The organism is Acidimicrobiia bacterium, assembly GCA_035471805.1.
Taxonomy (GTDB): Bacteria; Actinomycetota; Acidimicrobiia; order Spongiisociales; family JAHEDJ01; genus JAHEDJ01.
Window position 1 is genome coordinate 1 of sequence record DATIPS010000052.1, and the last position, 21,967, is coordinate 21,967.

The 21,967-nt window shown below is 64.1% G+C and carries 22 protein-coding genes, 3 tRNA genes and 1 riboswitch; of the genes, 17 read left to right on the forward strand and 8 right to left on the reverse strand.

Annotation, left to right across the window (positions count from 1 at the left end; genetic code table 11):
- Positions 1 to 67: 67 nt before the first annotated feature.
- Positions 68 to 140, forward strand: a tRNA-Lys gene (locus VLT15_10190).
- 195 nt (positions 141 to 335) lie between these two features.
- Here VLT15_10190 and VLT15_10195 read toward each other — a convergent pair.
- Both VLT15_10195 and VLT15_10200 read right to left on the reverse strand, forming a co-directional pair.
- Complete coding sequence (locus VLT15_10195) at positions 336 to 722, reverse strand: cupin domain-containing protein (protein ID HSR45579.1); 387 nt, start codon at positions 720 to 722, stop codon at positions 336 to 338.
- A 90-nt stretch (positions 723 to 812) separates the two neighbouring features.
- Positions 813 to 1,139: a hypothetical protein gene (locus VLT15_10200; protein HSR45580.1), complete on the reverse strand. Its 327-nt coding sequence runs from the start codon at positions 1,137 to 1,139 to the stop codon at positions 813 to 815.
- An 87-nt stretch (positions 1,140 to 1,226) separates the two neighbouring features.
- Between VLT15_10200 and VLT15_10205 the strand changes: the two genes are divergently transcribed.
- The 7 genes from VLT15_10205 to VLT15_10235 all read left to right on the forward strand — a co-directional run bounded on the left by VLT15_10205 (position 1,227) and on the right by VLT15_10235 (position 7,458).
- Complete coding sequence (locus VLT15_10205; protein HSR45581.1) at positions 1,227 to 2,933, forward strand: glycerol-3-phosphate dehydrogenase/oxidase; 1,707 nt, start codon at positions 1,227 to 1,229, stop codon at positions 2,931 to 2,933.
- A 128-nt stretch (positions 2,934 to 3,061) separates the two neighbouring features.
- Positions 3,062 to 3,661 (forward strand): GNAT family N-acetyltransferase, encoded by a 600-nt coding sequence (locus VLT15_10210; protein HSR45582.1) that lies wholly within the window; start codon positions 3,062 to 3,064, stop codon positions 3,659 to 3,661.
- A gap of 58 nt (positions 3,662 to 3,719) precedes the next feature.
- A complete protein-coding gene (locus VLT15_10215) occupies positions 3,720 to 5,516 on the forward strand; it encodes an acyl-CoA dehydrogenase C-terminal domain-containing protein (GenBank protein ID HSR45583.1) in 1,797 nt (598 codons plus the stop codon).
- A gap of 76 nt (positions 5,517 to 5,592) precedes the next feature.
- Positions 5,593 to 5,805, forward strand: a complete 213-nt coding sequence (locus VLT15_10220) for a dodecin family protein (protein HSR45584.1) — start codon at positions 5,593 to 5,595, stop codon at positions 5,803 to 5,805.
- Positions 5,806 to 5,895: 90 nt separating this feature from the next.
- Positions 5,896 to 6,252 (forward strand): hypothetical protein, encoded by a 357-nt coding sequence (locus VLT15_10225; protein HSR45585.1) that lies wholly within the window; start codon positions 5,896 to 5,898, stop codon positions 6,250 to 6,252.
- A 62-nt stretch (positions 6,253 to 6,314) separates the two neighbouring features.
- Positions 6,315 to 6,719, forward strand: coding sequence for a universal stress protein (locus tag VLT15_10230; protein ID HSR45586.1), 405 nt, complete (start codon positions 6,315 to 6,317; stop codon positions 6,717 to 6,719).
- 67 nt (positions 6,720 to 6,786) lie between these two features.
- Entirely contained in the window at positions 6,787 to 7,458 is a 672-nt protein-coding gene (locus VLT15_10235) for an alanyl-tRNA editing protein (protein ID HSR45587.1), read from the forward strand.
- Between the two features lie 38 nt (positions 7,459 to 7,496).
- On the opposite strand, the gene fdhD is transcribed toward VLT15_10235, so the two are convergent.
- Entirely contained in the window at positions 7,497 to 8,279 is a 783-nt protein-coding gene (fdhD, locus tag VLT15_10240) for a formate dehydrogenase accessory sulfurtransferase FdhD (GenBank protein ID HSR45588.1), read from the reverse strand.
- Between the two features lie 146 nt (positions 8,280 to 8,425).
- Positions 8,426 to 8,547: riboswitch (TPP riboswitch) on the forward strand.
- Between fdhD and VLT15_10245 the strand changes: the two genes are divergently transcribed.
- From VLT15_10245 to VLT15_10255, 3 genes are all read left to right on the forward strand, one after another.
- Positions 8,535 to 9,662: a thiamine ABC transporter substrate-binding protein gene (locus tag VLT15_10245; protein HSR45589.1), complete on the forward strand. Its 1,128-nt coding sequence runs from the start codon at positions 8,535 to 8,537 to the stop codon at positions 9,660 to 9,662. It overlaps the preceding riboswitch by 13 nt.
- 44 nt (positions 9,663 to 9,706) lie before the next feature.
- Positions 9,707 to 11,311: an iron ABC transporter permease gene (locus VLT15_10250; GenBank protein HSR45590.1), complete on the forward strand. Its 1,605-nt coding sequence runs from the start codon at positions 9,707 to 9,709 to the stop codon at positions 11,309 to 11,311.
- A 1-nt stretch (position 11,312) separates the two neighbouring features.
- Positions 11,313 to 12,308 carry an ABC transporter ATP-binding protein gene (locus VLT15_10255; protein ID HSR45591.1) on the forward strand — a complete coding sequence of 332 codons (996 nt, stop codon included), beginning with the start codon at positions 11,313 to 11,315 and terminating at the stop codon, positions 12,306 to 12,308.
- Positions 12,309 to 12,349: 41 nt separating this feature from the next.
- Here the strand turns inward: VLT15_10255 and VLT15_10260 are convergent, their stop codons facing one another.
- Both VLT15_10260 and VLT15_10265 read right to left on the reverse strand, forming a co-directional pair.
- Complete coding sequence (locus tag VLT15_10260) at positions 12,350 to 13,576, reverse strand: PQQ-dependent sugar dehydrogenase (protein ID HSR45592.1); 1,227 nt, start codon at positions 13,574 to 13,576, stop codon at positions 12,350 to 12,352.
- Positions 13,577 to 13,616: 40 nt separating this feature from the next.
- Positions 13,617 to 14,015: a thioesterase family protein gene (locus VLT15_10265; protein ID HSR45593.1), complete on the reverse strand. Its 399-nt coding sequence runs from the start codon at positions 14,013 to 14,015 to the stop codon at positions 13,617 to 13,619.
- A 206-nt stretch (positions 14,016 to 14,221) separates the two neighbouring features.
- On the opposite strand from VLT15_10265, the gene VLT15_10270 reads away from it, so the two are divergent.
- From VLT15_10270 to VLT15_10280, 3 genes are all read left to right on the forward strand, one after another.
- On the forward strand, positions 14,222 to 15,241 hold the full coding sequence (locus VLT15_10270) for an alcohol dehydrogenase catalytic domain-containing protein (GenBank protein ID HSR45594.1): 1,020 nt from the start codon (positions 14,222 to 14,224) through the stop codon (positions 15,239 to 15,241).
- Positions 15,242 to 15,330: 89 nt separating this feature from the next.
- Positions 15,331 to 15,408 (forward strand) — tRNA-Asp (locus VLT15_10275).
- A 25-nt stretch (positions 15,409 to 15,433) separates the two neighbouring features.
- Positions 15,434 to 15,506: transfer RNA gene (locus VLT15_10280), tRNA-Phe, on the forward strand.
- 111 nt (positions 15,507 to 15,617) lie between these two features.
- On the opposite strand, the gene galK is transcribed toward VLT15_10280, so the two are convergent.
- From galK to VLT15_10295, 3 genes are read right to left on the reverse strand one after another with little or no spacing between them, the layout of a single operon-like run.
- Positions 15,618 to 16,754, reverse strand: coding sequence for a galactokinase (gene galK, locus VLT15_10285; protein HSR45595.1), 1,137 nt, complete (start codon positions 16,752 to 16,754; stop codon positions 15,618 to 15,620).
- On the reverse strand, positions 16,744 to 17,799 hold the full coding sequence (locus VLT15_10290) for a UDP-glucose--hexose-1-phosphate uridylyltransferase (protein HSR45596.1): 1,056 nt from the start codon (positions 17,797 to 17,799) through the stop codon (positions 16,744 to 16,746). Before VLT15_10290 ends, galK begins: the two co-directional genes overlap by 11 nt.
- 25 nt (positions 17,800 to 17,824) lie before the next feature.
- Complete coding sequence (locus VLT15_10295) at positions 17,825 to 18,613, reverse strand: DeoR/GlpR family DNA-binding transcription regulator (protein ID HSR45597.1); 789 nt, start codon at positions 18,611 to 18,613, stop codon at positions 17,825 to 17,827.
- 131 nt (positions 18,614 to 18,744) lie between these two features.
- On the opposite strand from VLT15_10295, the gene VLT15_10300 reads away from it, so the two are divergent.
- The 3 genes from VLT15_10300 to VLT15_10310 all read left to right on the forward strand — a co-directional run bounded on the left by VLT15_10300 (position 18,745) and on the right by VLT15_10310 (position 21,875).
- Positions 18,745 to 20,034 (forward strand): ABC transporter substrate-binding protein, encoded by a 1,290-nt coding sequence (locus VLT15_10300; protein HSR45598.1) that lies wholly within the window; start codon positions 18,745 to 18,747, stop codon positions 20,032 to 20,034.
- Positions 20,035 to 20,112: 78 nt separating this feature from the next.
- The gene (locus VLT15_10305; GenBank protein ID HSR45599.1) at positions 20,113 to 21,045 is read left to right on the forward strand and encodes a sugar ABC transporter permease; all 933 of its coding nucleotides are present in this window, start codon (positions 20,113 to 20,115) and stop codon (positions 21,043 to 21,045) included.
- Positions 21,042 to 21,875 (forward strand): carbohydrate ABC transporter permease, encoded by an 834-nt coding sequence (locus tag VLT15_10310; protein ID HSR45600.1) that lies wholly within the window; start codon positions 21,042 to 21,044, stop codon positions 21,873 to 21,875. Before VLT15_10305 ends, VLT15_10310 begins: the two co-directional genes overlap by 4 nt.
- The last annotated feature ends 92 nt before the right edge of the window (positions 21,876 to 21,967 follow it).

Consider the following 21,967-nt stretch of genomic DNA (forward strand, 5'->3'; position numbering starts at 1 on the left):
ATCGCAGTCGGCCTGGATGAACTCGCAGACCGACGAAGCAGCCCCGATCGCCTGGTAGCGTTTTGACGGGCCTGTAGCTCAATCGGCAGAGCAGCGGACTTTTAATCCGAAGGTCGCGGGTTCGATCCCCGCCGGGCCCACCGGGTTGCGCGGGTATCCCACCGATCGTCCGCGCTCGTCCCCTGCTGCGCTCCTGCCGGCCGGCACGGCTGGGACGGGCGGTGCGCGGCGGCGAGGAGGGCGGCTGATGAAGGTGGACCCTCCACGACAATCGCCCCGCTCCCGTTCGTTCCCGGTTCGACCGGCAATCCGACTGAGGAGGATCGAAGCCTTCCTCAGGCCCTGTAGTCCCGATCGCTCACCTTGTCCGGGAACCACTCGGTCGCACCACCGGTCGTGAGCGACAGATGCATCAGAAAGCTGGTCTCGGTGGCCCCGTGCCAGTGCTTCTCCCCGGCCGGTGAGTAGACAACATCCCCCGCCGATACTCGCACCGTTTCCCCATCATCCGTCTGTACCTTGCCGGCGCCGGAAACTATGTAGAGGACCTGGCCTTCGGGATGCGTGTGCCAGTCGGTTCGTGCTCCCGGCTCAAACAGCACACCGAGGGCATTGAGATTGCGATCGACCGCACTCGATAACGGCCCGAACAGGACCGACCCCGTGAAGTGGTCGTTTCCGGCATCGACCCAGCGGATGCCTCCGGCCGGTGTGTGTTCCATCGCCACTCCTCTTCCTCGACTTTGTGTCGAGGGTAGCGACTGCCGTCCGGGACTCGGCGAGACCGTTCACATCGCCGTCTCCGGGAGACCTCAAAACGTATAGACCGCCGTGACGAAAGCCAGTCCGACTGCCGCCGTCATCGATGAAACCGCACCGGTCGCAGCCAGGGTGTAGCTGCGATCCCCGCGCAGGTAGAGCCACAGACCCCTCACAAAGAGGGCACCGGTGCCCAGGACGATGATGATGAGCACCACGGCCAGCCACATCGGCTTGAAGAAGACATCGACGCGCTGCCGGGCCAGGTTCACGACTGAGGCCGTAAACATCCAGGCGGCCACCTGCGGCAGAGATATGAGCCCGCCCATCAGCGTTCTTTGCACCGTTGCGCGGCGATCAGAGGAGTTCCGGTCGGTCACGACGCGCACGATAGCGCGGACCTTCCCCTTTCCGGGAGGCACCGGGATGTGGAATCGGGGGTCTCTGGTCGGGAGTATCCTCGGCGTATGCAATCCTCAGCCCTCGGCCCGGTTCAACGAGCCGAAGATCTGAACCGGATGTCCAACGAGGTTTTCGACATCGTCGTCATCGGCGGGGGTGTAACCGGCGCAGGCACTGCGCTGGACGCCGCAACCAGGGGCCTTTCCGTCGCCCTCGTTGAACAGCGCGACTACGCGTCCGGCACCTCGAGCCGCTCGTCGAAGCTCATCCACGGCGGACTGCGCTATCTCGAACAGATGGACTTCGGGCTGGTTCGGGAAGCACTGCGCGAGAGAGGGCTTATATTCGATCGTCTGGCCCCGCACTTGGTTCGGCCGGTTTCGTTCCTCTACCCGCTGCGGCACCGGGTCTGGGAGCGCGCCTACGTCGGGGCCGGTATCGCCATCTACGACGGGCTGGCAGCTCTGGCACGCAATCCGCTGCCTACCCACCGGCATCTCTCACGACGGGGTGCCCTCAAGTTGGCCCCGGCTCTCTCCGGTGACGGGCTGGTCGGAGCCATTCGCTACTGGGACGCCCAGGTCGATGACGCGAGACACACCCTCGGACTCGCCAGAACGGCGAGGGCGTACGGGGCCACACTGGCATCGAGCGCTCGCGTCACAGGCCTACTGCGCGATGGCGACCGGGTATGCGGGGTGCAGGTTCTCGATCTCGAGACGGGGGAATCACTCGACGTCCGGGCGCGGCAGGTGATCAACGCCACGGGAGTGTGGACCGACGAGATCCAGGACATGGCCGGGCGCGGCACTATCGAGGTGCGCGCCTCGAAGGGCATCCATCTGGTGGTCCCACGCGACCGGCTGCACAGCGACTCCGGGCTGATCCTCAGGACGGCGACCAGCGTCCTGTTCGTGATCCCGTGGGGAAAACACTGGATCATCGGCACCACCGACACCGACTGGAACCTCGACCTCGCTCACCCCGCAGCCAGCCGCAACGACATCGACTACCTGCTGAGTCGGGTCAACTCGGTGCTGGACCAGCCGCTCGAGCGCGAGGACGTCGAAGGCATCTACGCCGGTCTGCGGCCTCTCCTCTACGGGGAATCGGAAGCCACCAGCAAGCTCACCCGCGAGCACGCCGTCTCGCAAACGGTTCCGGGCTTGATATCGGTCGCCGGAGGCAAGTACACCACCTACCGCGTCATGGCGGCCGACGCCGTCGATGCAGCGGCCAGGAACCTCGCCGGACGGATCCCACCGTCCTGTACTGCAGAAATCCCCCTGGTTGGGGCGGATGGATTCCGCCCCGCCTGGAACCGGCGCTTCAAGACGGCGGCCGAATGGGGTCTCACGACATCACAGACGGAGAACCTCCTTCGCCGGCACGGGACGAACCTCGATGAGGTGCTGTCCATGCTGAAGGAGCGACCGGACCTGTCCTCGACGCTGCCGGGGAGCGAGGATTACCTCGCAGTCGAAGTCACCTATGCGGCGCGTTTCGAGGGGGCACTCCACCTCGACGATGTCTTGACCCGCCGCACAAGACTCTCGATCGAATCATGGGATCGCGGGATGGCGGCCACCAAGCAGGTCGCGGAGCTGATGGGCTCCGAACTCGGGTGGGACGAGGAGACGATCAGCCGCGAAATCCAACACTATGAGGCACGGGTGAAGGCGGAGCGGGAATCCCAGGAGCAACCCGACGACCATACCGCCGACGCCGCCCGGCTCGGAGCCCCCGATGTGAGGATGCTCGGCCGGGTTTGAACCGCCCCCTCCGGGGGCCGCGGTTGTCGTGCCGGCCGGTCCCCTCCCGCGAGGGCCGCCGGCGGCCGGCAACCAGAAGGGCCGCATGCAATCGTTACGCCTGGCGCTTGCTATAGTTAGCACTCATCGTGACGCCCTCTCCCTCCTCGATAGGCACCCGCCCGGCAACGGTCACCCTGCGTCTGCGGGACGACCGCGCCGTCCGCGTTCGCCCGCTGATGCGTTCCGACCGGGAGCAGCTCATCGAGGGTTTCCGGGACCTGTCAGAAGACTCCCGATATCAGCGCTTCCTCTCCCCAACCGCCCGGCTGTCCGGCCGCCAGGTCACCTACCTGACGGAGATGGACTACATCGACCACTTCGCCTGGGGAGTCGAGTCGACCGACGGTGCCGGGATCGCCATCGCGAGGTACGTTCGCACCGGCCGGGACGTCGCAGAAGCGGCATTCACGATCAACGACGCCTTTCATGGTTGCGGACTCGGCTGGCGGTTGTTTCAAGCCCTGGCGATGGTCGCCGCCGAGCACGGGATCCGGCGGTTCGAGATGACGATGCTGGCCGGCAACACATCGATGGAGCGCCTTGCGCGAAAAGCGGGAGCAGTGTTCGAGCAGCCGGACGGGGGAACCACACGAGCGGAGGCGGCCCTCCCTCCGGAGATCTGGTCGGATCTTCCGGGGGCGGCGGAACTACTCTGCCTGGCCGCGGCCGCAGCGCGAGCCGGTTGACAGATGCCTCGGGGATGCCCCGGTTACCCGCCGGTATCCCTTCACCTAAACTCCGGGCATGGCCGATTACACACCTCCGCTGCGCGACATCAAGTTCGTTCTGTCCAATATCGTCGACCTGGCCGAGCTGGCCACTCTCGAAGGGTTCCGGCACGCCGGCCCCGACACGGTATTCGGCGCACTCGACGAGGGTGGCCGGTTCATGGCGGAAGTCGTCGCCCCGACCAACACCATCGGCGACAAGGAAGGCGTGACCCTGTCCGAGGACGGCAGGGTCGTCACCCCACCAGAGTTCAAGAACGCCTACCGGGCATACGTGGAGGCCGGATGGGGAGCAGTCCCGTTCCCTCCCGAGTACGGCGGGCACGGTTTCCCCTGGGTCGTAGGCATCGCCATCCAGGAGATGCTCACCACCTCCAACATGGCATTCTCCCTGAATCCGATGCTGACCCAAGGGGCGATCGAGGCAGTCCTGCTCCACGGCAGCGACGAGCTGCGCGCCACCTACCTGGAGAAACTGATCAGCGCCGAGTGGTCCGGAACAATGTGCCTGACCGAGCCCCAAGCCGGCTCGGATCTGGGAGCGGTGCGGACGAAGGCCGTCCTGCAGGATGACGGCACCTATCGGGTCACCGGACAGAAGATATTCATCACCTGGGGCGACCACGACCTCGCCGACAACGTAATCCATCTGGTTCTCGCCAGAACGCCCGACGGAAAACCCGGCACCAAAGGCTTGTCGATGTTTCTCGTCCCGAAGGTGCTCGTGAACGACGACGGCACGCTCGGACGCAAGAACGAAGTCACCGTGGTCTCGCTCGAACACAAGCTCGGGATTCATGCCAGCCCGACCTGTGTTCTGGCCTTCGGGGACGAGGAGGGATCGGTCGGATACCTGGTGGGAGAAGAGTTCGAGGGCATGAAGAACATGTTCACGATGATGAACAGCGCCAGGTTGTCGGTGGGCTTGCAAGGTCTGGCCATCGCCGAGCGCGCCTACCAGGACGCTTTGCAGTACGCCCAGGAGCGCCGGCAGGGACGGGCCGTCGGAACGGAACCCGGCACCAGCTCGCCCATCATCGATCATCCGGACGTTCGCAGGATGCTGCTGACGCAGCGCTCGTATATCGAGGCCATGCGCTCCCTCATCTACACCAATGCCGCTGCGATGGACATAGCCCTCAACCATCCCGACGATGACCGGAGACGGCAGGGAGCAGAACTGGCCGATCTGCTGACCCCGCTGTCGAAAGCATGGTCGACGGATCTAGGTGTTGAACTCACTTCGCTGGCCATCCAGGTCTACGGCGGAATGGGCTACATCGAGGAAGCAGGCGTGGCACAGCACTATCGCGACGCACGCATCGCTCCAATCTACGAAGGCACCAACGGCATCCAGGCCATGGATCTGGTCGGCCGCAAGTTGCCGATGCGGGGCGGCGAAGTCGTCCGAGAGTTCATCGGACGGATGGCGGCGCTCGACGCGGACCTCGAGGCGGCGGGCGATGACCTCGCCACCATCCGGTCGGGGATGGCCGACGCGCTTGCCGCCCTCTCGGACGCCACGTTGTGGCTCGCCCAACGCGGAATGGCCAACATCAACGACGCCCTGGCCGCCGCAACCCCGTATCTTCGAATGTTCGCCACGGTGACGGGTGGATGGTTCATGGCCAGACAAGCGCTGGCTGCGAGAGAGGCCCTGCAGAGCGGCGGCGACGACTACCTCGAGGCAAAGATCGTTACCGCCCGGTTCTACGCCGAGCAGTTACTGCCCCAGGCTGCCGGCCTGCTCGGTGCAGTGAAGGGTGGAGCGGACATCCTGTTCGAGGTGGAACCCGGCTGGCTCGGCGTCTGAGGCGCGGCCGCTCACGACTCCTGCCTCATGACTAGTTTCGGTGTGGGGTACCTACCACCGACCAAAGGAGGCCGGCATGGGTGAGAGCGTCTACAAGATCGTCGAACTCATCGGTTCGAGTACGGAGTCGTGGGAGAAGGCGGCAGCCGCCGCCGTCGGCAAGGCTCGCTCGTCGCTCCGGGATCTGCGCATTGCCGAGGTGACCAAGCTCGACATACATCTCGACGACGACGGACAGATCGTCGCCTACCGGGCCAAGGTGAACGTTTCGTTCAAGATGGAGGACTGACGGGAGAGTGGCTCTGCCCTGCCGTTGAGCCACCATCGACGGGCATCTCGACCCTATGGCGGAGAGTCACGGGTGTCGTAGCCTGGACGTATGAGAGTCCAGGTCGGCGACGACGGTCGGTCCATCGTGTTCCGTCTCGCCCCTCTCGAGATACCGGTTGCCTTCAAGAGCAAGCTCGAGGTTCCCGTTGACCGGATTCGCTCGGCGGAGGCGGTGCCGCGTGCAGAAGTCCCCTTCGGACCGCTGCTCCGGGCCCCCGGCATGTACGTTCCGGGACTGGCCAGATTCGGGTCGTACGGTCGCAGACCAAACCGGCACTTCTGGGCCGTATCGCGACAGGACCCCGTGCTGGTCGTCGACATAGACGACTGGGACTACTCACGCATCGTCGTCGGAGTGGCGGATGCGGCTCAGGCGGCCGGGTCCATTCAGCTGGCGATTGAGTAGGCGGGCGGCACCGGCAGACGCGTTCCAGTTAGATTGTGCTCAACGAACAGGAGATACCCAGAATGCCAAAGATCGTCGTCGGATTCATCAGGTCGCCGGAGGGGGAGGCCGCATTGAGGACGGCAATCGAAGAGGCGAAGCTGCGCTCCGCCCAGCTGATCGTCGTCCATTCGATGTACGGCGGACGGCGCGAGGACGAGACCGAGGTACTCGCCTACCGGCAGGAACTCGAAGCGGTCGACAAGCAGCTCACTGCAGACGGCGTCGATCACCGAATGCACGAGTACGTGCGGGGCCTCTCCCCATCCGAGGACCTTACCCGGACCGCCAAGGAGGAAGATGCCGACCTGATCGTGATCGGACTTCGGAGAAGGACCCCTACGGGCAAGTTCCTGCTCGGCTCCAATGCGCAGGAGATCCTGCTCGACGCCGACTGTCCCGTTCTGGCGGTAAAGGCCGATCGGTAGGGAAAACGGCGTTCAGGTCCCGGCAGGCGGACTACACCGGCGGCATTATCTGGATGATTCCTATGCCGTGTCGTGCGACGCGACGCTGGTCGGCATCGACGAAGGCTGGTGGCTCCTCTCGGACACCGTCTTCTACCCGGGCGGAGGAGGCCAGCCCGCTGATACCGGCACCATCGCCCTGGGAGGGGAAAACCATCCGGTTCTAGAGGTGCGATCCGATCGGGGCGTCGTCTGGCATCGGATGGACCTCACGGCCGACCTCGACTCGGCGGTGCACTGCCGCATCGACTGGGACCGGCGTTACGCGTTGATGCGACATCACACCCTTCTTCACGTCGTGAACACGGTTGCCCTCAGAGTTCACGGCGGACTCGTCACGGGCGCGCTGATCGGTGCGAGTGTCTCGAGAGTCGACTTCCGCTTCGCAGAGTTCGACCGCTCGATGCTCCCCGAGTTCGAACACGCGGTGAACGAAGTCGTGGGTATGAACCTCTCGGTCTCTTCCAGCACGATCACCGAATCCGAGTTCCTGGCGCGACCGGATTTGATCCGTACCCGCAATGTCACACCCCCGATAGAGGAGGGAAGGGTGCGGATCGTCGAGATCGGACCCCTCGATGCCCAGGCTTGCGGAGGGACGCATGTTCATTCGACGGCAGAGATCGGGCCAGCTCGCATCGACGGATTCGAGAACAAGGGCAAAGAGAACAAGCGCATCTACTGGGCACTGGCAGGCTGAGATCGCCCGGCTCTGTCCGGGGCTCCCGACGAGGTCTTCTACTCGATCCGCTGGCGGCCGCAGTAGACCGTGCAACCGCCATCGCGTACGAATCCGACGAGGGTCATGCCCAACTCCTCGCCCAGCTCGACCGCCAGCGACGAGGCGGCGGAGATTCCACACAGCAACGGGAATCCGGCCACAGCCGCCTTCTGCACGACCTCGAACGACATCCGGCCGGACACGAAGAGGATCAGATCGTCGAACCTCCAACGATCGGGCGCCAAGGCGCCGACCAGCTTATCGACGGCATTGTGACGGCCGACATCCTCGCGCAGGTCGATCAGCTCTCCGGTGACGGTGACCGCGGCGGCTGCGTGGATTCCGCCGGTTTCCTCGAAGTTGACCTGCCCGGCCCGCATCGCATCGGGCAGGCCGGCGAGCACCTCAGTCGACAGCCTGAGATCGGAGTTCAAGGGACCCGCCGCAATCCGAATGGCGTCGATGGATGCCTTGCCGCACACACCGCAAGATGAGGTCGAGTAGAAGTTTCGTTGGAATCTGGCCGGATCGACGGACACCCCTTCCGCCAGGCGCATATTCCACCGGTTCTCGCCCGCCTCCTCCAGGCTTCCCAACTCGTCGGGGCCGAGCAGAATCCCTTCTGTGAGAGCGAAACCGAGAATCAGATCCGCATCATGACCGGGCGTGCGCATCACGACGGCCAGCGGCGTACCCTCGAGCCTGATCTCGAGTGGAACCTCCTCCACGATGCGGTCGTCGACCCGGCGCCAGGTCGCCCCCGCTAGACGATCGACGTGCCGCTCAATAATGCCGGACATGGGAGGAACGTACTATGAATCGCCCATTAGCCGATGGCCATCGGCCTCTCGCCGGTTGTCCTCGTGCACTCGGGTCACGGGAGTCGGCAACCTTGCGCCGTTGAGCAGCTCGTCCAACGGCGCAACAAGAAGTATCCTTTGTTCTGTACACCACCCCGGGGAGTCGGGATAGCCGACTGAGAGGGAAGCCCCGCCTCCTGGCGATCGCTACCGACCCGTGGAACCTGAACTGGGTCATGCCAGCGGAGGAAGCGCGTGGATAGCCACACAAAATCATCACCCGAATCCGATCTCCCCGTCTCCGGTCGCGCCCGGAACTCCACGAAACGGCTCGCAATGAGAGCGGCCGCATTGTCGCTTGCGTTCGGCCTGCTGACCGCTTCTTGCGGCGCCACCGACGAGGCGCCGCCGTCTCCCGAAACACTCACGCTGGTGACACACCAATCGTTCGCCGTTTCTGAAGGCATCATCGAGACCTTCGAGGCCCAGCACGGCATCACGGTGGAGATCCTTCGCTCAGACGATGCAGGGGCCATGCTCAATCAGGCGATCCTCACCAAAGGCAACCCGTTGGGCGATGTCATCTTCGGCATCGACAACACGTTCCTGAGTCGCGCACTCGACGCCGGGATTCTCGAACCGTATGAGTCCCCGCAGCTGGCAGCCGTTCCGGACGACCTCGAGCTCGATCCGGGGCACCGTGCGACACCGATCGACTTCGGAGACGTCTGTGTCAACTACGACCGGTCGGTATTCGCCGACGCCGATGCGCCGGAGTCCCTCCTCGAACTGGCCGGCGAACCGGTGCGGGGAATGCTGGTGGTCGAGAACCCGGCAACCTCCTCGCCGGGGCTGGCTTTCTTGCTGGCAACCATCGCAGAGTTCGGGGAAGCCGGCGAGTACACGTGGAAGGACTACTGGGCCGACCTGAGAGACAACGACGTGGCAGTGACGGCCGGCTGGGACGACGCCTACTACGGCCGGTTCTCGGGCGGCGCAGGCCGGGGCGACCGGCCTCTGGTCGTCTCCTATGCATCCTCGCCGCCGGCCGAAGTGATCTTCTCGGAGACACCGCTCGACGAAGCGCCTACCGGCATCATGGAAGCCGGCTGCTTCCGCCAGATCGAGTTCGCCGGCGTGCTGGCAGGAACGGACGCCCCCGAGCTTGCCGCAGCTTTCATCGACTTCATGCTCGGTGTGGAGTTCCAGGAGGACATTCCTCTCAACATGTTCGTCTTCCCCGCCAACGCCGAAGCCCGTCTACCTGAGGCCTTCGTCGAGTACACGAAGATTCCGGACACCCTTGCCACCGTCGCTCCCGATGTCATAGATGCCAACCGGCAACGCTGGATCGAGGAGTGGGACGCCGTGATGCTGCCGTGATCGGCGCCACTCGAGCGAAGCGCACCGACGGGGCCGGGCGGCTGCTGAGATCGCTCGCCGTCGGGGTTCCTCTGGTCTTCTTGATCGTCGTCTTTCTCTATCCCCTCGCCTCGATTCTCATCACAGGCTTGTCGGGCGACACACACCCGCTGGCCGCCTTCGGCGATGTGTTTGCGAAGCCATCGCTGCGCGGTGTTGCCTTGTTCACCTTCTGGCAGGCCATCGCATCGACACTCCTGACCCTCGTCCTGGCAATGCCCGCTGCCTATGTATTCGCACGCTACGAGTTCCCCGGACGATCGCTGCTCAGAGCAGCGGTGACGATTCCGTTCGTGCTGCCTACCCTCGTCGTCGGCTCCGCCTTTCTCGCCGTCCTCGGACCCAACGGGGTGCTTGGTATCGACCTGTCTTCGACGATCTGGGCGATTCTGCTTGCGCACGTGTTCTACAACTACGCGGTCATCGTGAGGACCGTCGGTGGTTTGTGGGCCAATCTGGATCCCCGCCTGGAGGAGGCCGCTCGCATTCTCGGTGCGAGCCGGTGGACGGCATTCAGGACGATCACGTTGCCGTTGCTGCGACCGGCTATCGCCGCCGCATCATCGATCGTGTTCCTGTTCACATTCACATCGTTCGGGGTCGTTCTGGTCCTCGGCAACCTCCAGTTCCGGACCATCGAGGTCGAGATATGGAGACAGACGATGAGTTTCCTCAACCTGCCGGTCGCTGCGGCGCTTTCCGTGCTTCAGTTGCTGGCAGTCTCTCTCGTCCTCCTCGCCTACTCGCGCTACCAGGAGAGGCGAGCCATCGAGCAAAGCCTGGCGCCTGCTTCGTCCACATCGCGCAGGCCGCAGAATGCCCGTGAGTGGTGGGTTGTGGGCGGCACGCTCAGTTTCACGGCCGTACTGCTGGGCACACCCCTGGCGATCCTGACAGAACGGTCGTTGCGATTCGGGGGCGAATGGAGCCTGGCCGCCTACACGTCATTGGGCGATGCTGCAGACTCACCGCTTTTCGTGCCGGCGACCCGGGCGATAGGCAACTCCCTTGGTTTCGCCCTGGCCGCGATGGCCATCGCTCTGGTTGTCGGAATTCTCGCCTCCACGGTGATCGCCTACAAGCGGGGCGCCGTATCCACGTGGTTCGATCTGCTGCTGATGCTGCCGCTGGGTACGTCGGCAGTGACGATCGGATTCGGGTTTCTCGTCGCATTCGATTCGCCGATCGACCTCCGTACGTCACCGATCCTGCTACCCCTCGCCCACTCCCTCATCGCCATCCCGTTCGTCGTCCGAACCGTCGTGCCGGTGATGCGGACCATCCGGAGCCGGCTCCGTGAAGCAGCTCGCGTACTCGGGGCGAGTCCGCTGCGCGCCTGGCGGGAGGTGGACCTTCCCTTGATCGCTCGATCCGGGCTCGTAGCTGCCGGGTTTGCCTTCGCCATCTCGCTCGGCGAGTTCGGCGCAAGCGCCTTTCTGGTCCGGCCGGAGCGTCCGACGCTGCCGGTGGCCATCTTCAGGTTGCTGGGCCGGCCGGGCGAGTTGAACTTCGGACGGGCAATGGCCTTGAGCACGATTCTGATGGTGCTGACCGCCGTCTCGATCATGACCATCGAACGATTCCGTGTGGGCGAAGCCGGGGAGTTCTGAGATGTTGATCGTCGAAAGTCTCACCGTCGAAGTCCACGGCAACACGATCCTGGACAACGTTTCGATCGCAGTATCCGACGGAGACGTCCTCGCGGTCCTGGGCCCCAGCGGTTCCGGGAAGACGACCCTGTTGAGAACCATCGCCGGCCTGCAACAGCCGGCCCGAGGCACTCTGCATTGGGATGGAGAAGACCTGTCGGCGGTGCCGGTGGAAGAGCGCGGCTTCGGGCTCATGTTCCAGGATTACGCACTCTTCCCCCACCAGTCGATCGGAGCCAACGTTGCATTCGGTTTGCGAATGCAAAACCGGAGGCACGACGAAATCCGGGCCCGGGTCGCGGAAGTGCTGGACTGGGTGGGGATGGCCGGCCTGGAGGATCGCCGGGTGACCAACCTGTCCGGCGGCGAGCAGCAAAGGGTCGCACTCGCCAGGGCATTGGCTCCCTCGCCGCGGTTGTTGATGCTCGACGAGCCGCTGGGCTCCCTCGATCGCGCACTGCGAGAACGCCTCATCGTCGAGCTCCGCCAACTGCTCGTTGACCACGCCATAACCGCCGTCTACGTCACGCACGATCAGGAGGAGGCCTTCACCATTGCCGATGATCTCCTCGTCCTTCGCAACGGAACCGTCGCACAGTCCGGAACACCCGAGCTGGTATATCGCCGACCGGCCGATGAATGGACCGCCCGGTTCCTCGGATTTCGCAACATCGTTCGAGCCCGTGTGATCGCCGGGGAAGCTGTGACTCCATGGGCTCGCTTCTCCACGGCGGACGATGACGGGGAGCACACCTTCGTCCTTCCGCCGGACGGGTTGACCGTGGACCCCGACGCCGGCCTGAGAGGCACCGTCGTGGGCCGGGCTTTCCGCGGAGGGCACTACCTGGTGCAAGTCGCCGTTGCCGGCGGCCCGACCCTCGACGTGGAAGTAGCTCGCAGCGCTCCCGCGCTCGGCGCCGAGGTGGGCTTGCGCATCGGATCCGCCGTCGCAATCTGAGCGACCCCGGCCTGCCGGAGTCCCTCACGAGGGGCACCCGACTATCCGGCGGCCAGCTTCCAGATTCCCTGCTGGAGGGTCAAGAAGTAGATCTCGCCGTCCGGGCCCTCACCGAATGAGGTGAGGAGATTGAGATCGATGCCCAGTTCGAACAGGGCGACGGCGCGCCCATCGTGAGTGTCGAGGGCAAACACCTTGCCCCGGCAATAGTCGGCGAAGAGGTACATGCCTTCGAGTTCGGCGATCTCCGACCCGCGATATACGTAACCACCGGTGATCGCGCAGCCACCCTCATCGTGCCGGTATTCGAGCAGGGGCAGAGTGTGGTTGTCGGGCAGGTGCCCCTCGAACCTGTAGGTGCCTTCGAGCGTCGACCACCCGAAGTTCTCTCCACCGTTTGAGCCGGCCGGGACGAAGTCGATCTCCTCGACACAGTTCTGCCCGACGTCGCCGATCCACAGATCTCCAGAAGTTCTATCGAAGCTGAACTTCCACGGGTTGCGAAGTCCCCACACCCAGGTGGCGGGAGCATCGCTTCGACCAACGTAGGGGTTGTCGGAGGGAATCGAGTAGGGCTGGTCCCCGTCGGGCCGGGGATCGAACCGCAGAATCGACGCGTACGGGAGATCCAGCTCCTGACCATTCCGGAACCGATCGCCGATGCTTCCGCCGTCACCCAAGCCGAGATAGAGGTAGCCGTCCGGGCCGAACTCGATGTGACCTCCGTTGTGCCATTCCTGGGGCTCCCGTATCGTGCGAACGGTCCGGCGGCTCGCCTGGTCGAAGGCGGTGCCGTCCCAGCCGTACTCATCGAGAACCACCGAACCGTCGAGATCGGTGTAGGTCAGGTAGACGAACCCGCCACCCGGCGCGAACGCCACCGAGAGGAGGCCCTGCTCGGCCCCGTCGCCGACCTCCGACGTTAGATCCACGGCGACACCGGCGGCTCCGGCGGAGTCGATCGAGTAGAGCAGCCCTCGTTTCGTCGTGACGAAGGCCACATCCGAACCGGGCGGAAAAGCCATCGAAGTCGCTCCATCGATGCCGGCGAACTGCTCGGCCACAACCGGCTCACCGGACCATGCCCGGATTCCTACATCGTCGAATCCCCTGGTTTCGTCGATGGAGGGGGCTTCGCAAGTCTCCCATGCAAAGACCGGAGGTTCCTCCCACGGACTCCAAACAATGAAACCGGTACCGGCGATCACTGCGGCAGCCGCAACGCCGCCTGCCGCCCACCGCCTGCCGATTCGCCTTCGCCCGTTCATCGGCCACACGGTAACCGGGTGGTCGGGTGGTCGAGTCGCCTCAGGATCTGAGCGGTTCGATCGCTTCGAGGAAGCCGGCGGGAGCGCGCCGCGGACGCCCGTCTGCGTCGGTGATCGCGCCCGTCAGCTCGAGGGTGGCGACCGCCTCTCCCTCGATCGCGGCTACCTGGCTCCAGCGCGACGTTACCCGCTTCGACTCCACGAGCCGGCTGGTGATATCGAGCCTCTCGCCGTAGACGGCAGGGCGGTGAAACCGGGCGCGCACTTCGGCAACCACGAGATGGAAACCTTCTCGCTTCAGCCGGGTGAGGTCGTATCCAACCGATGCAAGAGCATCGATGCGAGCCGTCTCGAAATAGGAGAAGTAGACCGCGTGATTGAGATGGTCGTAGGGATCCAACTCATAGAAGCGGACCTGGACTTGCGTGAGGTGGGCCATTCGGTGAGAAGACTACGTCTTGTGAAGGAAGTGCGCGGCGGCGGCAGGCAATCCAACGGAGCGTGTGATTCGCCGGCTGCAGCCGGTCACGATCGAGATGGGGGCCGTCGACTTCGAGCAGGCCCGGGAGGCAAAGCTGCCCCCTTCATCAAAGGAGTCCCCGATCTCCTGCCGGAGGAGGCCGCAAGGCCAAGTAGCCTCCTTCTATGCGCGCATGGGTATTGAACGAAACGAACGGCCCCGAGTCGTTCACACTGCAAGAGGTCCCCACTCCCGACCCCGGCCCCGGTGAGGTCCGGGTCAAGCTGGAAGTCTCTGCTCTCAACCACCTGGACCTGTGGGTGTCGAGAGGTATGCCGGCACCCCACCGATTCCCGCACATCGCCGGAGCAGACGGCACCGGAGTGGTCGAGGCGATCGGAGACGATGTGGCATCGGTCTCGCCCGGGGACTCGGTCACGATCAACCCTTCCGTTTCCTGCGGCCGGTGTTCCATCTGCCTCACCGGCGACACGCCGTACTGCAAGTCCTACGGCATCCTCGGAGAACACTCGAACGGGACGCTGGCGGAGTACGTCGTCGTCCCGGCACGCAACGTCGTGCCGCGGCCGGCGGGCATCGGCGCAGTTGAGGCTGGTTGCTACGGGCTGGCCTACGGCACGGCGATGCGCATGCTCCGGCGGTCGAACCTCCGTGCCGGCGACGTTCTGCTGGTCGTCGGCGTTGGCGGGGGTGTCTCCGGAGCAGCTCAACTGATCGGACGGGCCATGGGCGCGGATGTGTATGTGACGTCGCGGAGCCCCGACAAGATTGCGGCCGCACTCGAGATGGGAGCCGCCGGAGGCTTCGACTCCAGCGGAGAGTTCGCCAGGGATTTGAAGAAGACGATCGGGCGGGGTGCCGATGTTGTCATCGAGAACGTCGGGCCGGCGACCTGGGCCCAGTCGATCCGGTCACTCGAGTCGGGTGGCCGCCTGGCCATCTGTGGTTCCACGAGCGGACCCAAAGTCGAGATCTCTGTGCCCTATCTGTTCTTCAAGCAGTTGGAGATCATCGGTTCGACGATGTTCGACCACTCAGAGTTCGAGCGGGTGACGCGGCTGATCGACGGAGGGGCTGTTCCAGTCGTCGTCGATTCGGTGTACCCGTTCGAGGATTTGCCGGACGCTGTTGCTCGCCTGGACTCCGGACTACAGCGGGGCAAGGTAGCCATCCGGCACGGTTGATGCCCTCGATTTCGCTTTGGCATTGAAGCGGGGTGTAGCGCTATTCTCTTGCCACTGACGTTTCCCGATTCCGGTCGGGTTCACGCCACGGGGGCGTGGTGAAGTCTGGAGTTCACGCCGGCCTGTCAAGCCGGAGGTCGCGAGTTCAAATCTCGTCGTCCCCGCCAGAGACCCCGCTTGCCGGGGTTTCTTGGTCAGGTAGCTCAGTTGGTAGAGCGCTGGTCTGAAAAACCAGAGGTCGGCGGATCGATCCCGCCCCTGACCACGAGAACCCGACTCCCCGAGTCGGGTTCTTCGGGCTTCATCCCGGTTTGCCCCGGGCTATCGGAATCACCCACTCCAGACCCGACGGCTCCCGGCTATGCCGGAGGGCGGTTCACCGCAGGTACTCTGCGACCGAGACGCCATCGGCCGCCTTGCACACGTAGATCGAGGCATGGCGCCCGACGATGCTGAGGTACCTCTGCGCCACCTCACCGGAGAAGGCCTCCACGCTCTCCGTCGCGACCAGGGCAACGGCACAGCCGGCGAAACCTCCACCCGTCATCCTTGCTCCAAGGCAACCGGCGGCGGATCCTGCCGCCTCCACGATGGAATCGAGTTCATGACCGGAGACCTCGAAGTCGTCGCGCAAGCTCCGGTGGGAAGCGGCCATCAGTTCTCCCATACCTTCAGCGTCACCCGTTCGAAGGGCGTCGACCGCCGCCAGGGTGCGCCGGTTCTCACCAACGACATGGCGTGCCCGTTTTGCCAGAACCGGATCATGGAAGACCGTCGAATCCAATGCCTCCTGCGAGAGGTCGCGGAGCGATGGCACTCCGGAGGCGCGGGCCGCCGCCTCGCACTGCCGGCGGCGCTCGTTGTAGCGGCTCTCGGTCAAACGGCGGCGAGTACCCGTGTCGAGGATCACGACGCTGACGCCGGCCGGTATGGCGACGGGCGTCATATCGAGTGTCCGGCAGTCGATGAGCAGCGCGTGGCCCGCACGACCGGCCGCGCAAACCAGCTGGTCCATGATCCCGCTGTTGATTCCGACCCAGTCGTTCTCGGCCCGTTGCGAGAGTCTGGCGGCCTCGACCGGATCCCAGTCATCTCCGGTGAGAGCGGAGAACAACCGCGCCATCCCGACCTCCAGGGATGCAGACGACGAAAGGCTGGCTCCCAGGGGAATGTCACCGGCGATGAAACCATCGAATCCACGAGACGCTCCGGCCCCGACCGCCCAGGCAACTCCTTTGACGTACTCGATCCAGGTCTCGCCGCCCCTCTCCAGGTCGTCGAGGTCGAACCCGCCGGTGCCGAAACCTTCGGAAACGAGCTTCACCCGGCGATCCCCTCGAGCACCGGCGGCTATGACCGTTGTCCGGTCGATGGCCATCGGCAAGACGAACCCGTCGTTGTAATCGGTGTGCTCTCCGATCAGATTGACCCGACCGGGCGAAGTGACGATCAGATCGGGTTCTCGACCGAATCGACCCTTGAAACCTTCGATCGCGGCGAGCTCAATCGACATGCACAGCACCCTTCGACAGGTAGTGGGTAGACGGGACGGACCGCAGCAGAGCGGCAGCCTCTTCCGCACTGAGGTCACGTTGGGGCTCGGCCAGCAGTTCGTAACCGACCATGAACTTGCGTATCGAAGGAGAACGGAGGAGCGGAGGGTAGAAGTGCGCGTGGAGTTGCCAGTGATCGATGTCGCCGATGCCGAAGGGAGCACCGTGCCACCCCATCGAGTAGGGGAACGGGTACCGGAACAGGTTGTCGTATCGGATCATCAACTCGTTGAGGAGGCGGGCCAGGTCCAATCGAGCGGCGTCGCCGAGATCGGGTAGGCGCCGAAACGGCAGGCGCGGAAGAAGCAGGACCTCAAACGGCCACATCGCCCAGTAGGGCACGACGGCCAGCCAGGAATCGCTGGAGGCAACCACCCGGTCGCCGAGTTCGCTCTCCTTCTCCGCATAGTCGACAAGCAGCAGGCCGCCGTTCTCGCGGTGATAGTCCTCCTGGCGAGCGTTCTCGGACTCGGCTTCGGTCGGAAGAGCAGACCCTGCCCAGATTTGACCGTGGGGATGAGGACTCGAAGCACCCATCGCCGAGCCGGAGTTCTCGAAGACCTGCACCCATTGATACTCGGATCCCAGCTCCTCGGTCTGCGCCGCCCAGACATCGACCACGGCATTGATCGAATCGGGATCCATCCGGGCGAGCGTCAGGTCGTGGCGAGGGGAGAAGCACACCACCCGGCAGGTTCCGGATTCCGGTTCAGAGCGGAAGAGCGGGGTCCCGGCGTTGTGGCCCGGCCGAACCTCCGGCCGCAACGCGGGGAAGTCGTTGACGAACACGAACGTGGCTTCGTAGTCGGGGTTGACCTCTCCCCCTGCGCGGACGTTTCCCGGGCACAGATAGCAGGACGGGTCGTGGGGATTTCGCACACCGGCGGTGTCTGGCTCTACGCCGCCCTGCCACGGGCGAGCCGTCCGGCCGGTCGAAACGAGGACCCAGCGACCGGTGAGCGGATTGAACCGACGATGAGCCCCCACAGGTGAAGGCACAGTCATGACCCGAAGCAGTCGGGACCACCCATCAGTCCGCTACCTCGACCGCGGTCCCCGCCTCCCGCAACAGGGCAATCACCTCGGGAGGAGCCGACCGGCCGGTTATCACGAGGTCGACATCGGCCAGGCCGGTCACCTTGGCAACGCTGATGCTGTTGATCTTGGATCCGTCGGCAACCACGACACACCTCTGGGCTGCCCGGATCATCATCTTCTTGACCATCGCCTCCGGCAGGTTGATGCTGGTGACTCCCTCCTCGGGATGCACTCCATTGCAGCCGATGAAGGCGGTGTTGACATTGATCTGGGACAGAATCGCGTCGGACAACGGCCCGACGAGGGAGTGCTGACGGGGTCTCAGCGTGCCTCCGGTAACGACAACGGAGAGTCCGGGCACCCCTTTCTCCAACTCGAGAGCCACGTTGAGGCCGTTGGTGAACACCACCACGTCTTCGAGGTTGTCACGGACGACCAGGGACCGGGCTACCGCAGCCGATGTCGAACCGACATCGAGGATCACCGTTTCCCCGGAGGACACCATGCCGGCCGCCGCGCGACCGATTGCTGCTTTCTCTGAGGCAGCGGTGGTCTCCGACTCCTCGACGCTCGGCTCAGACCGGCGGCGCCTGGTGCGCAGGACTGCGCCGCCGTGGACCCGCTGCAACCCGCTGTCGGTCGAAAGGGCGTCGAGGTCGGATCGAACGGTGACCTCGGAGACTCCAAAGAGCCTGCTGAGGTCCGAGACGCGCATGAACTCGCGCTCGCGGATGAGGGCCAGCATGCGACTGCGGCGAAGCGAAGGGGGGACGTTCTCCACAAACACCAACTTACGATTACTTCCGACTGTTTGTCAAGGCGCAAGTCAAAGGCTTTCGTCTTGACAAATATTCCAAAACAGTCGTAGGTTAGAGGGTGCGGTTCACGTGACCGCAATCCCTAGGAGGTTCTATGGGTAAAACCAAACTCATTCGTCTGCTGGCAGCCGTACTTGCGTTCTCAATGATCGCAGCGGCATGTGGTGGAGATGAGGAAACTGCCGACACGACTGCCACGACGGCAGCCGGCGAGGCACAACAGGTCGAGGTCTTCTCTTGGTGGACCGGTGGCGGTGAGGCAGCAGGCCTCGACGCCATGATTGAGGTGTTCGCCGGGACCGACCCAGACATCGAGTTCATCAACTCGGCAGTCGCCGGTGGCGCAGGCACCAACGCCCGCGCCGTCCTGGCGTCCCGCCTGCAGGCCAATGATCCGCCGGACAGCTGGCAGGGCCACGCCGGGCAAGAACTGATCGGCACCTACGTGGCCGCCGGCCAAATCGAGCCGCTCAACTTCCTGTACGACGAGATGGGCTGGCTGGACGTCATGCCCGAGACGCTGATTCCGCTGATCAGCGACGGTGGCAACATCTACTCGGTGCCGGTGAACATCCACCGTGCCAACGTGCTGTGGACCAACCCGACCGTCCTCGCCGACAACGGCATCGACGTTCCCGAGTCGCTCGACGACTTCTTCGCCGCCTTGGACACTCTCCAGGCTGCCGGAATGGATGCTCCGCTCGCCATGGGTGAGCAGTGGACTTCGATGCACCTGCTCGAGACCATCATGCTCGCCTCGCTGGGCGCAGACGGTTGGAACGGACTGTGGGACGGATCGACCGGCTGGGACAGCGCGGAAGTGACGAAGGCCCTCGAGGACTACGCCAAGGCGCTGACCTACACCAACGCCGATGCTTCAGCCCTCTCCTGGCAGGATGCCGGGCAGTTGGTGCTCGACGGCGACGCCGCCTTCAACATCATGGGCGACTGGGCCGAGGGTTTCTACCGTGAACTCGGTATGGAGCCGAACGTCGACTTCGGTTGGGCTCCGGTCCCCGGGACGAGTGGCTTGTTCCAGTTCCTCTCGGACAGCTTCGTGCTGGCCAAGAACGCACCTCATCGTGACGCGGCCATCGCCTGGCTCAAGGTTGCCGGTTCGCTTGAAGGCCAAGACGCTTTCAACCCCGTCAAGGGATCGATCCCGGCGCGGAGTGACGGCGATCGCAGCCTCTACGGCGAGTACCTGCTCTCGGCCATGGACGACTGGGCCAGCAACCGCGTGGTCGGAAGCTTGACCCACGGTGTTGTTGCCAACGACTCCTGGAAATCGGAGATCGACACGGCGCTCGGCCTGTTCCTGGTCGACGGCGATGTCGCCGCATTCCAGACGGCGCTGGTCGCCGCCCAGGTCGCGTCCGGCTAAGTTCCTCTAGACGTCTACTACTGACGGTCGGTTCCCCCTTCGGGGGGGACCGACCGTTTCCCAAACCGGGAGCATTGAATGGCGGTCGCAACCGCTGAACAGAAGGCACCGAAGAGGCGAAGCAAGTTCTTCACCTTGCAGAACTGGTGGGGAGTTCTCTGGGTGCTCCCGTCCCTGATCGCCGTTACCCTGTTCGTTTACGGATTCATCGGCTGGACCGCCCGAGTATCGGTGAGCGCCTGGAAGGGTCTGCTGGCCGACTACACGTATGTCGGGTTCGACAACTTCGCCGGCCTTGCCTCCGACCCGAGATTCGACATCGACATCCAGAACACTGCGATATTCACCATCGTCTTCGTTCTGGGGTGTCTGGCAATCGGTCTCGGGCTTGCGATCTTGCTCGACAAGGGGATCCGTGCCGAAGGTTTCTTCCGCAGCCTCTTTCTGTTCCCGATGGCCATTTCGTTCATCGTCACCGGCGTCGTGTGGCGCTGGCTCATGAACCCGGCTCAGGGTGATCGTCTGAGTGGTTTGAATCTGCTGTTCGACAAGATGGGTCTCGACTTCCTGGCCAACCAGTGGCACGGGACTCCGACGTGGGGCATAGCCGCCGTTGCGATTCCGGCCGTTTGGCAGATGTCCGGCTACACGATGGCCCTGTACCTGGCGGGCCTACGCGCCGTCCCCGAGTCGCTGAGAGAGGCGGCACGGGTCGATGGGGCGTCGGAGTTCCAGGTCTACCGCAAGGTGGTCATGAAGCTGATCAGACCGGTGACGCTGAGCGCCATAATCATCCTCGGCCACATCTCGCTCAAAGTATTCGACCTGATCGTTGCAATGGCCGGCAAGCAGGTGGCACTGGATGTCCCGTCTATCTACATGTGGACCACGACGTTCGACGGCTTCTTCTTCGGCCGCGGTGCAGCGATCGGCATCGTCCTCCTGCTGTCGGTGGCGGTGCTGGTCATCCCATACCTCTGGTACACCCTGCGGCAGGAGTCGGATTCATGACCACCGCCGCCGCTTCCCCGGGCTCACGCCGCGCCTGGGTATACATACCTCTGACCATGATGGCGCTGTTCTACCTGGTGCCGCTCTTCGTGATGCTCAACACCGGCCTCAAGAGCTTCGACGAAGTGAGCCTTCGCACGATGTGGAATCTGCCGGCCGGATTGTCGTTCGACAACTTCCAGGCCGCCTGGGAAGCACTGCGGCCCAACCTCTGGAACTCGGTGAAGATCGTCGTGCCGGCAGCCACCATCTCCTCGATCCTCGGCTCGATCAACGGCTTCGTTCTCGCCAAGTGGAAGTTCAAAGGGGCGAATGTCGTCTTTCCGATTCTGCTGTTCGGGATGTTCATTCCCTATCAGGCGGTCCTGATTCCCCTCGTCACGTTCATGTCGAAGATCGGCCTTGCCGGTGGCACCTGGGGCCTCGTGGTGGTCCACGTGATCTACGGAATCCCGATCACGACGCTCATCTTCCGCAACTACTACGCAACGATCCCCGAAACCCTCATCGAGGCTGCAAAGATCGACGGCGCCGGAATCTGGAGCACCTACAGCCGCATCATGCTTCCCCTGGCCATTCCGAGTTTCGTAGTGGTCTACATCTGGCAGTTCACATCCGCCTGGAACGACTTCTTGTTCGCGGTGGTTCTGACCAACACCGAGAACTGGCCGGTGACCGTTGCCCTCAACAACCTGGCCGGCAGCCAGATCATCGCCTGGAACGTCCAGATGGCCGCCTCTTTCCTGGCAGCCGTCCCGACATTGCTCATCTACATCTTCCTCGGCCGCTACTTTTTGCGCGGCATGATGTCGGGAGCGCTCAAGGAGTAACCGCAGACCGCCCCGGGGTTGAGGCTCCGGCTCCGCAGGAAGCGGCCGGAAACGGCCGGACGGGCCGGGCACAATCAGCCGATCGAAAGCAG

Coding starts and splice junctions, on each gene's coding strand:
- VLT15_10260 (HSR45592.1), bottom strand. CDS start 13,576: ATGAACGGGCGAAGGCGAATCGGCAGGCGGTGGGCGGCAGGCGGCGTT.
- VLT15_10300 (HSR45598.1), top strand. CDS start 18,745: ATGGGTAAAACCAAACTCATTCGTCTGCTGGCAGCCGTACTTGCGTTC.
- galK (HSR45595.1), bottom strand. CDS start 16,754: ATGTCGATTGAGCTCGCCGCGATCGAAGGTTTCAAGGGTCGATTCGGT.
- VLT15_10270 (HSR45594.1), top strand. CDS start 14,222: ATGCGCGCATGGGTATTGAACGAAACGAACGGCCCCGAGTCGTTCACA.
- VLT15_10265 (HSR45593.1), bottom strand. CDS start 14,015: ATGGCCCACCTCACGCAAGTCCAGGTCCGCTTCTATGAGTTGGATCCC.
- VLT15_10255 (HSR45591.1), top strand. CDS start 11,313: ATGTTGATCGTCGAAAGTCTCACCGTCGAAGTCCACGGCAACACGATC.
- VLT15_10220 (HSR45584.1), top strand. CDS start 5,593: ATGGGTGAGAGCGTCTACAAGATCGTCGAACTCATCGGTTCGAGTACG.
- VLT15_10310 (HSR45600.1), top strand. CDS start 21,042: ATGACCACCGCCGCCGCTTCCCCGGGCTCACGCCGCGCCTGGGTATAC.
- fdhD (HSR45588.1), bottom strand. CDS start 8,279: ATGTCCGGCATTATTGAGCGGCACGTCGATCGTCTAGCGGGGGCGACC.
- VLT15_10305 (HSR45599.1), top strand. CDS start 20,113: ATGGCGGTCGCAACCGCTGAACAGAAGGCACCGAAGAGGCGAAGCAAG.
- VLT15_10290 (HSR45596.1), bottom strand. CDS start 17,799: ATGACTGTGCCTTCACCTGTGGGGGCTCATCGTCGGTTCAATCCGCTC.
- VLT15_10205 (HSR45581.1), top strand. CDS start 1,227: ATGCAATCCTCAGCCCTCGGCCCGGTTCAACGAGCCGAAGATCTGAAC.
- VLT15_10225 (HSR45585.1), top strand. CDS start 5,896: ATGAGAGTCCAGGTCGGCGACGACGGTCGGTCCATCGTGTTCCGTCTC.
- VLT15_10215 (HSR45583.1), top strand. CDS start 3,720: ATGGCCGATTACACACCTCCGCTGCGCGACATCAAGTTCGTTCTGTCC.
- VLT15_10230 (HSR45586.1), top strand. CDS start 6,315: ATGCCAAAGATCGTCGTCGGATTCATCAGGTCGCCGGAGGGGGAGGCC.
- VLT15_10195 (HSR45579.1), bottom strand. CDS start 722: ATGGAACACACACCGGCCGGAGGCATCCGCTGGGTCGATGCCGGAAAC.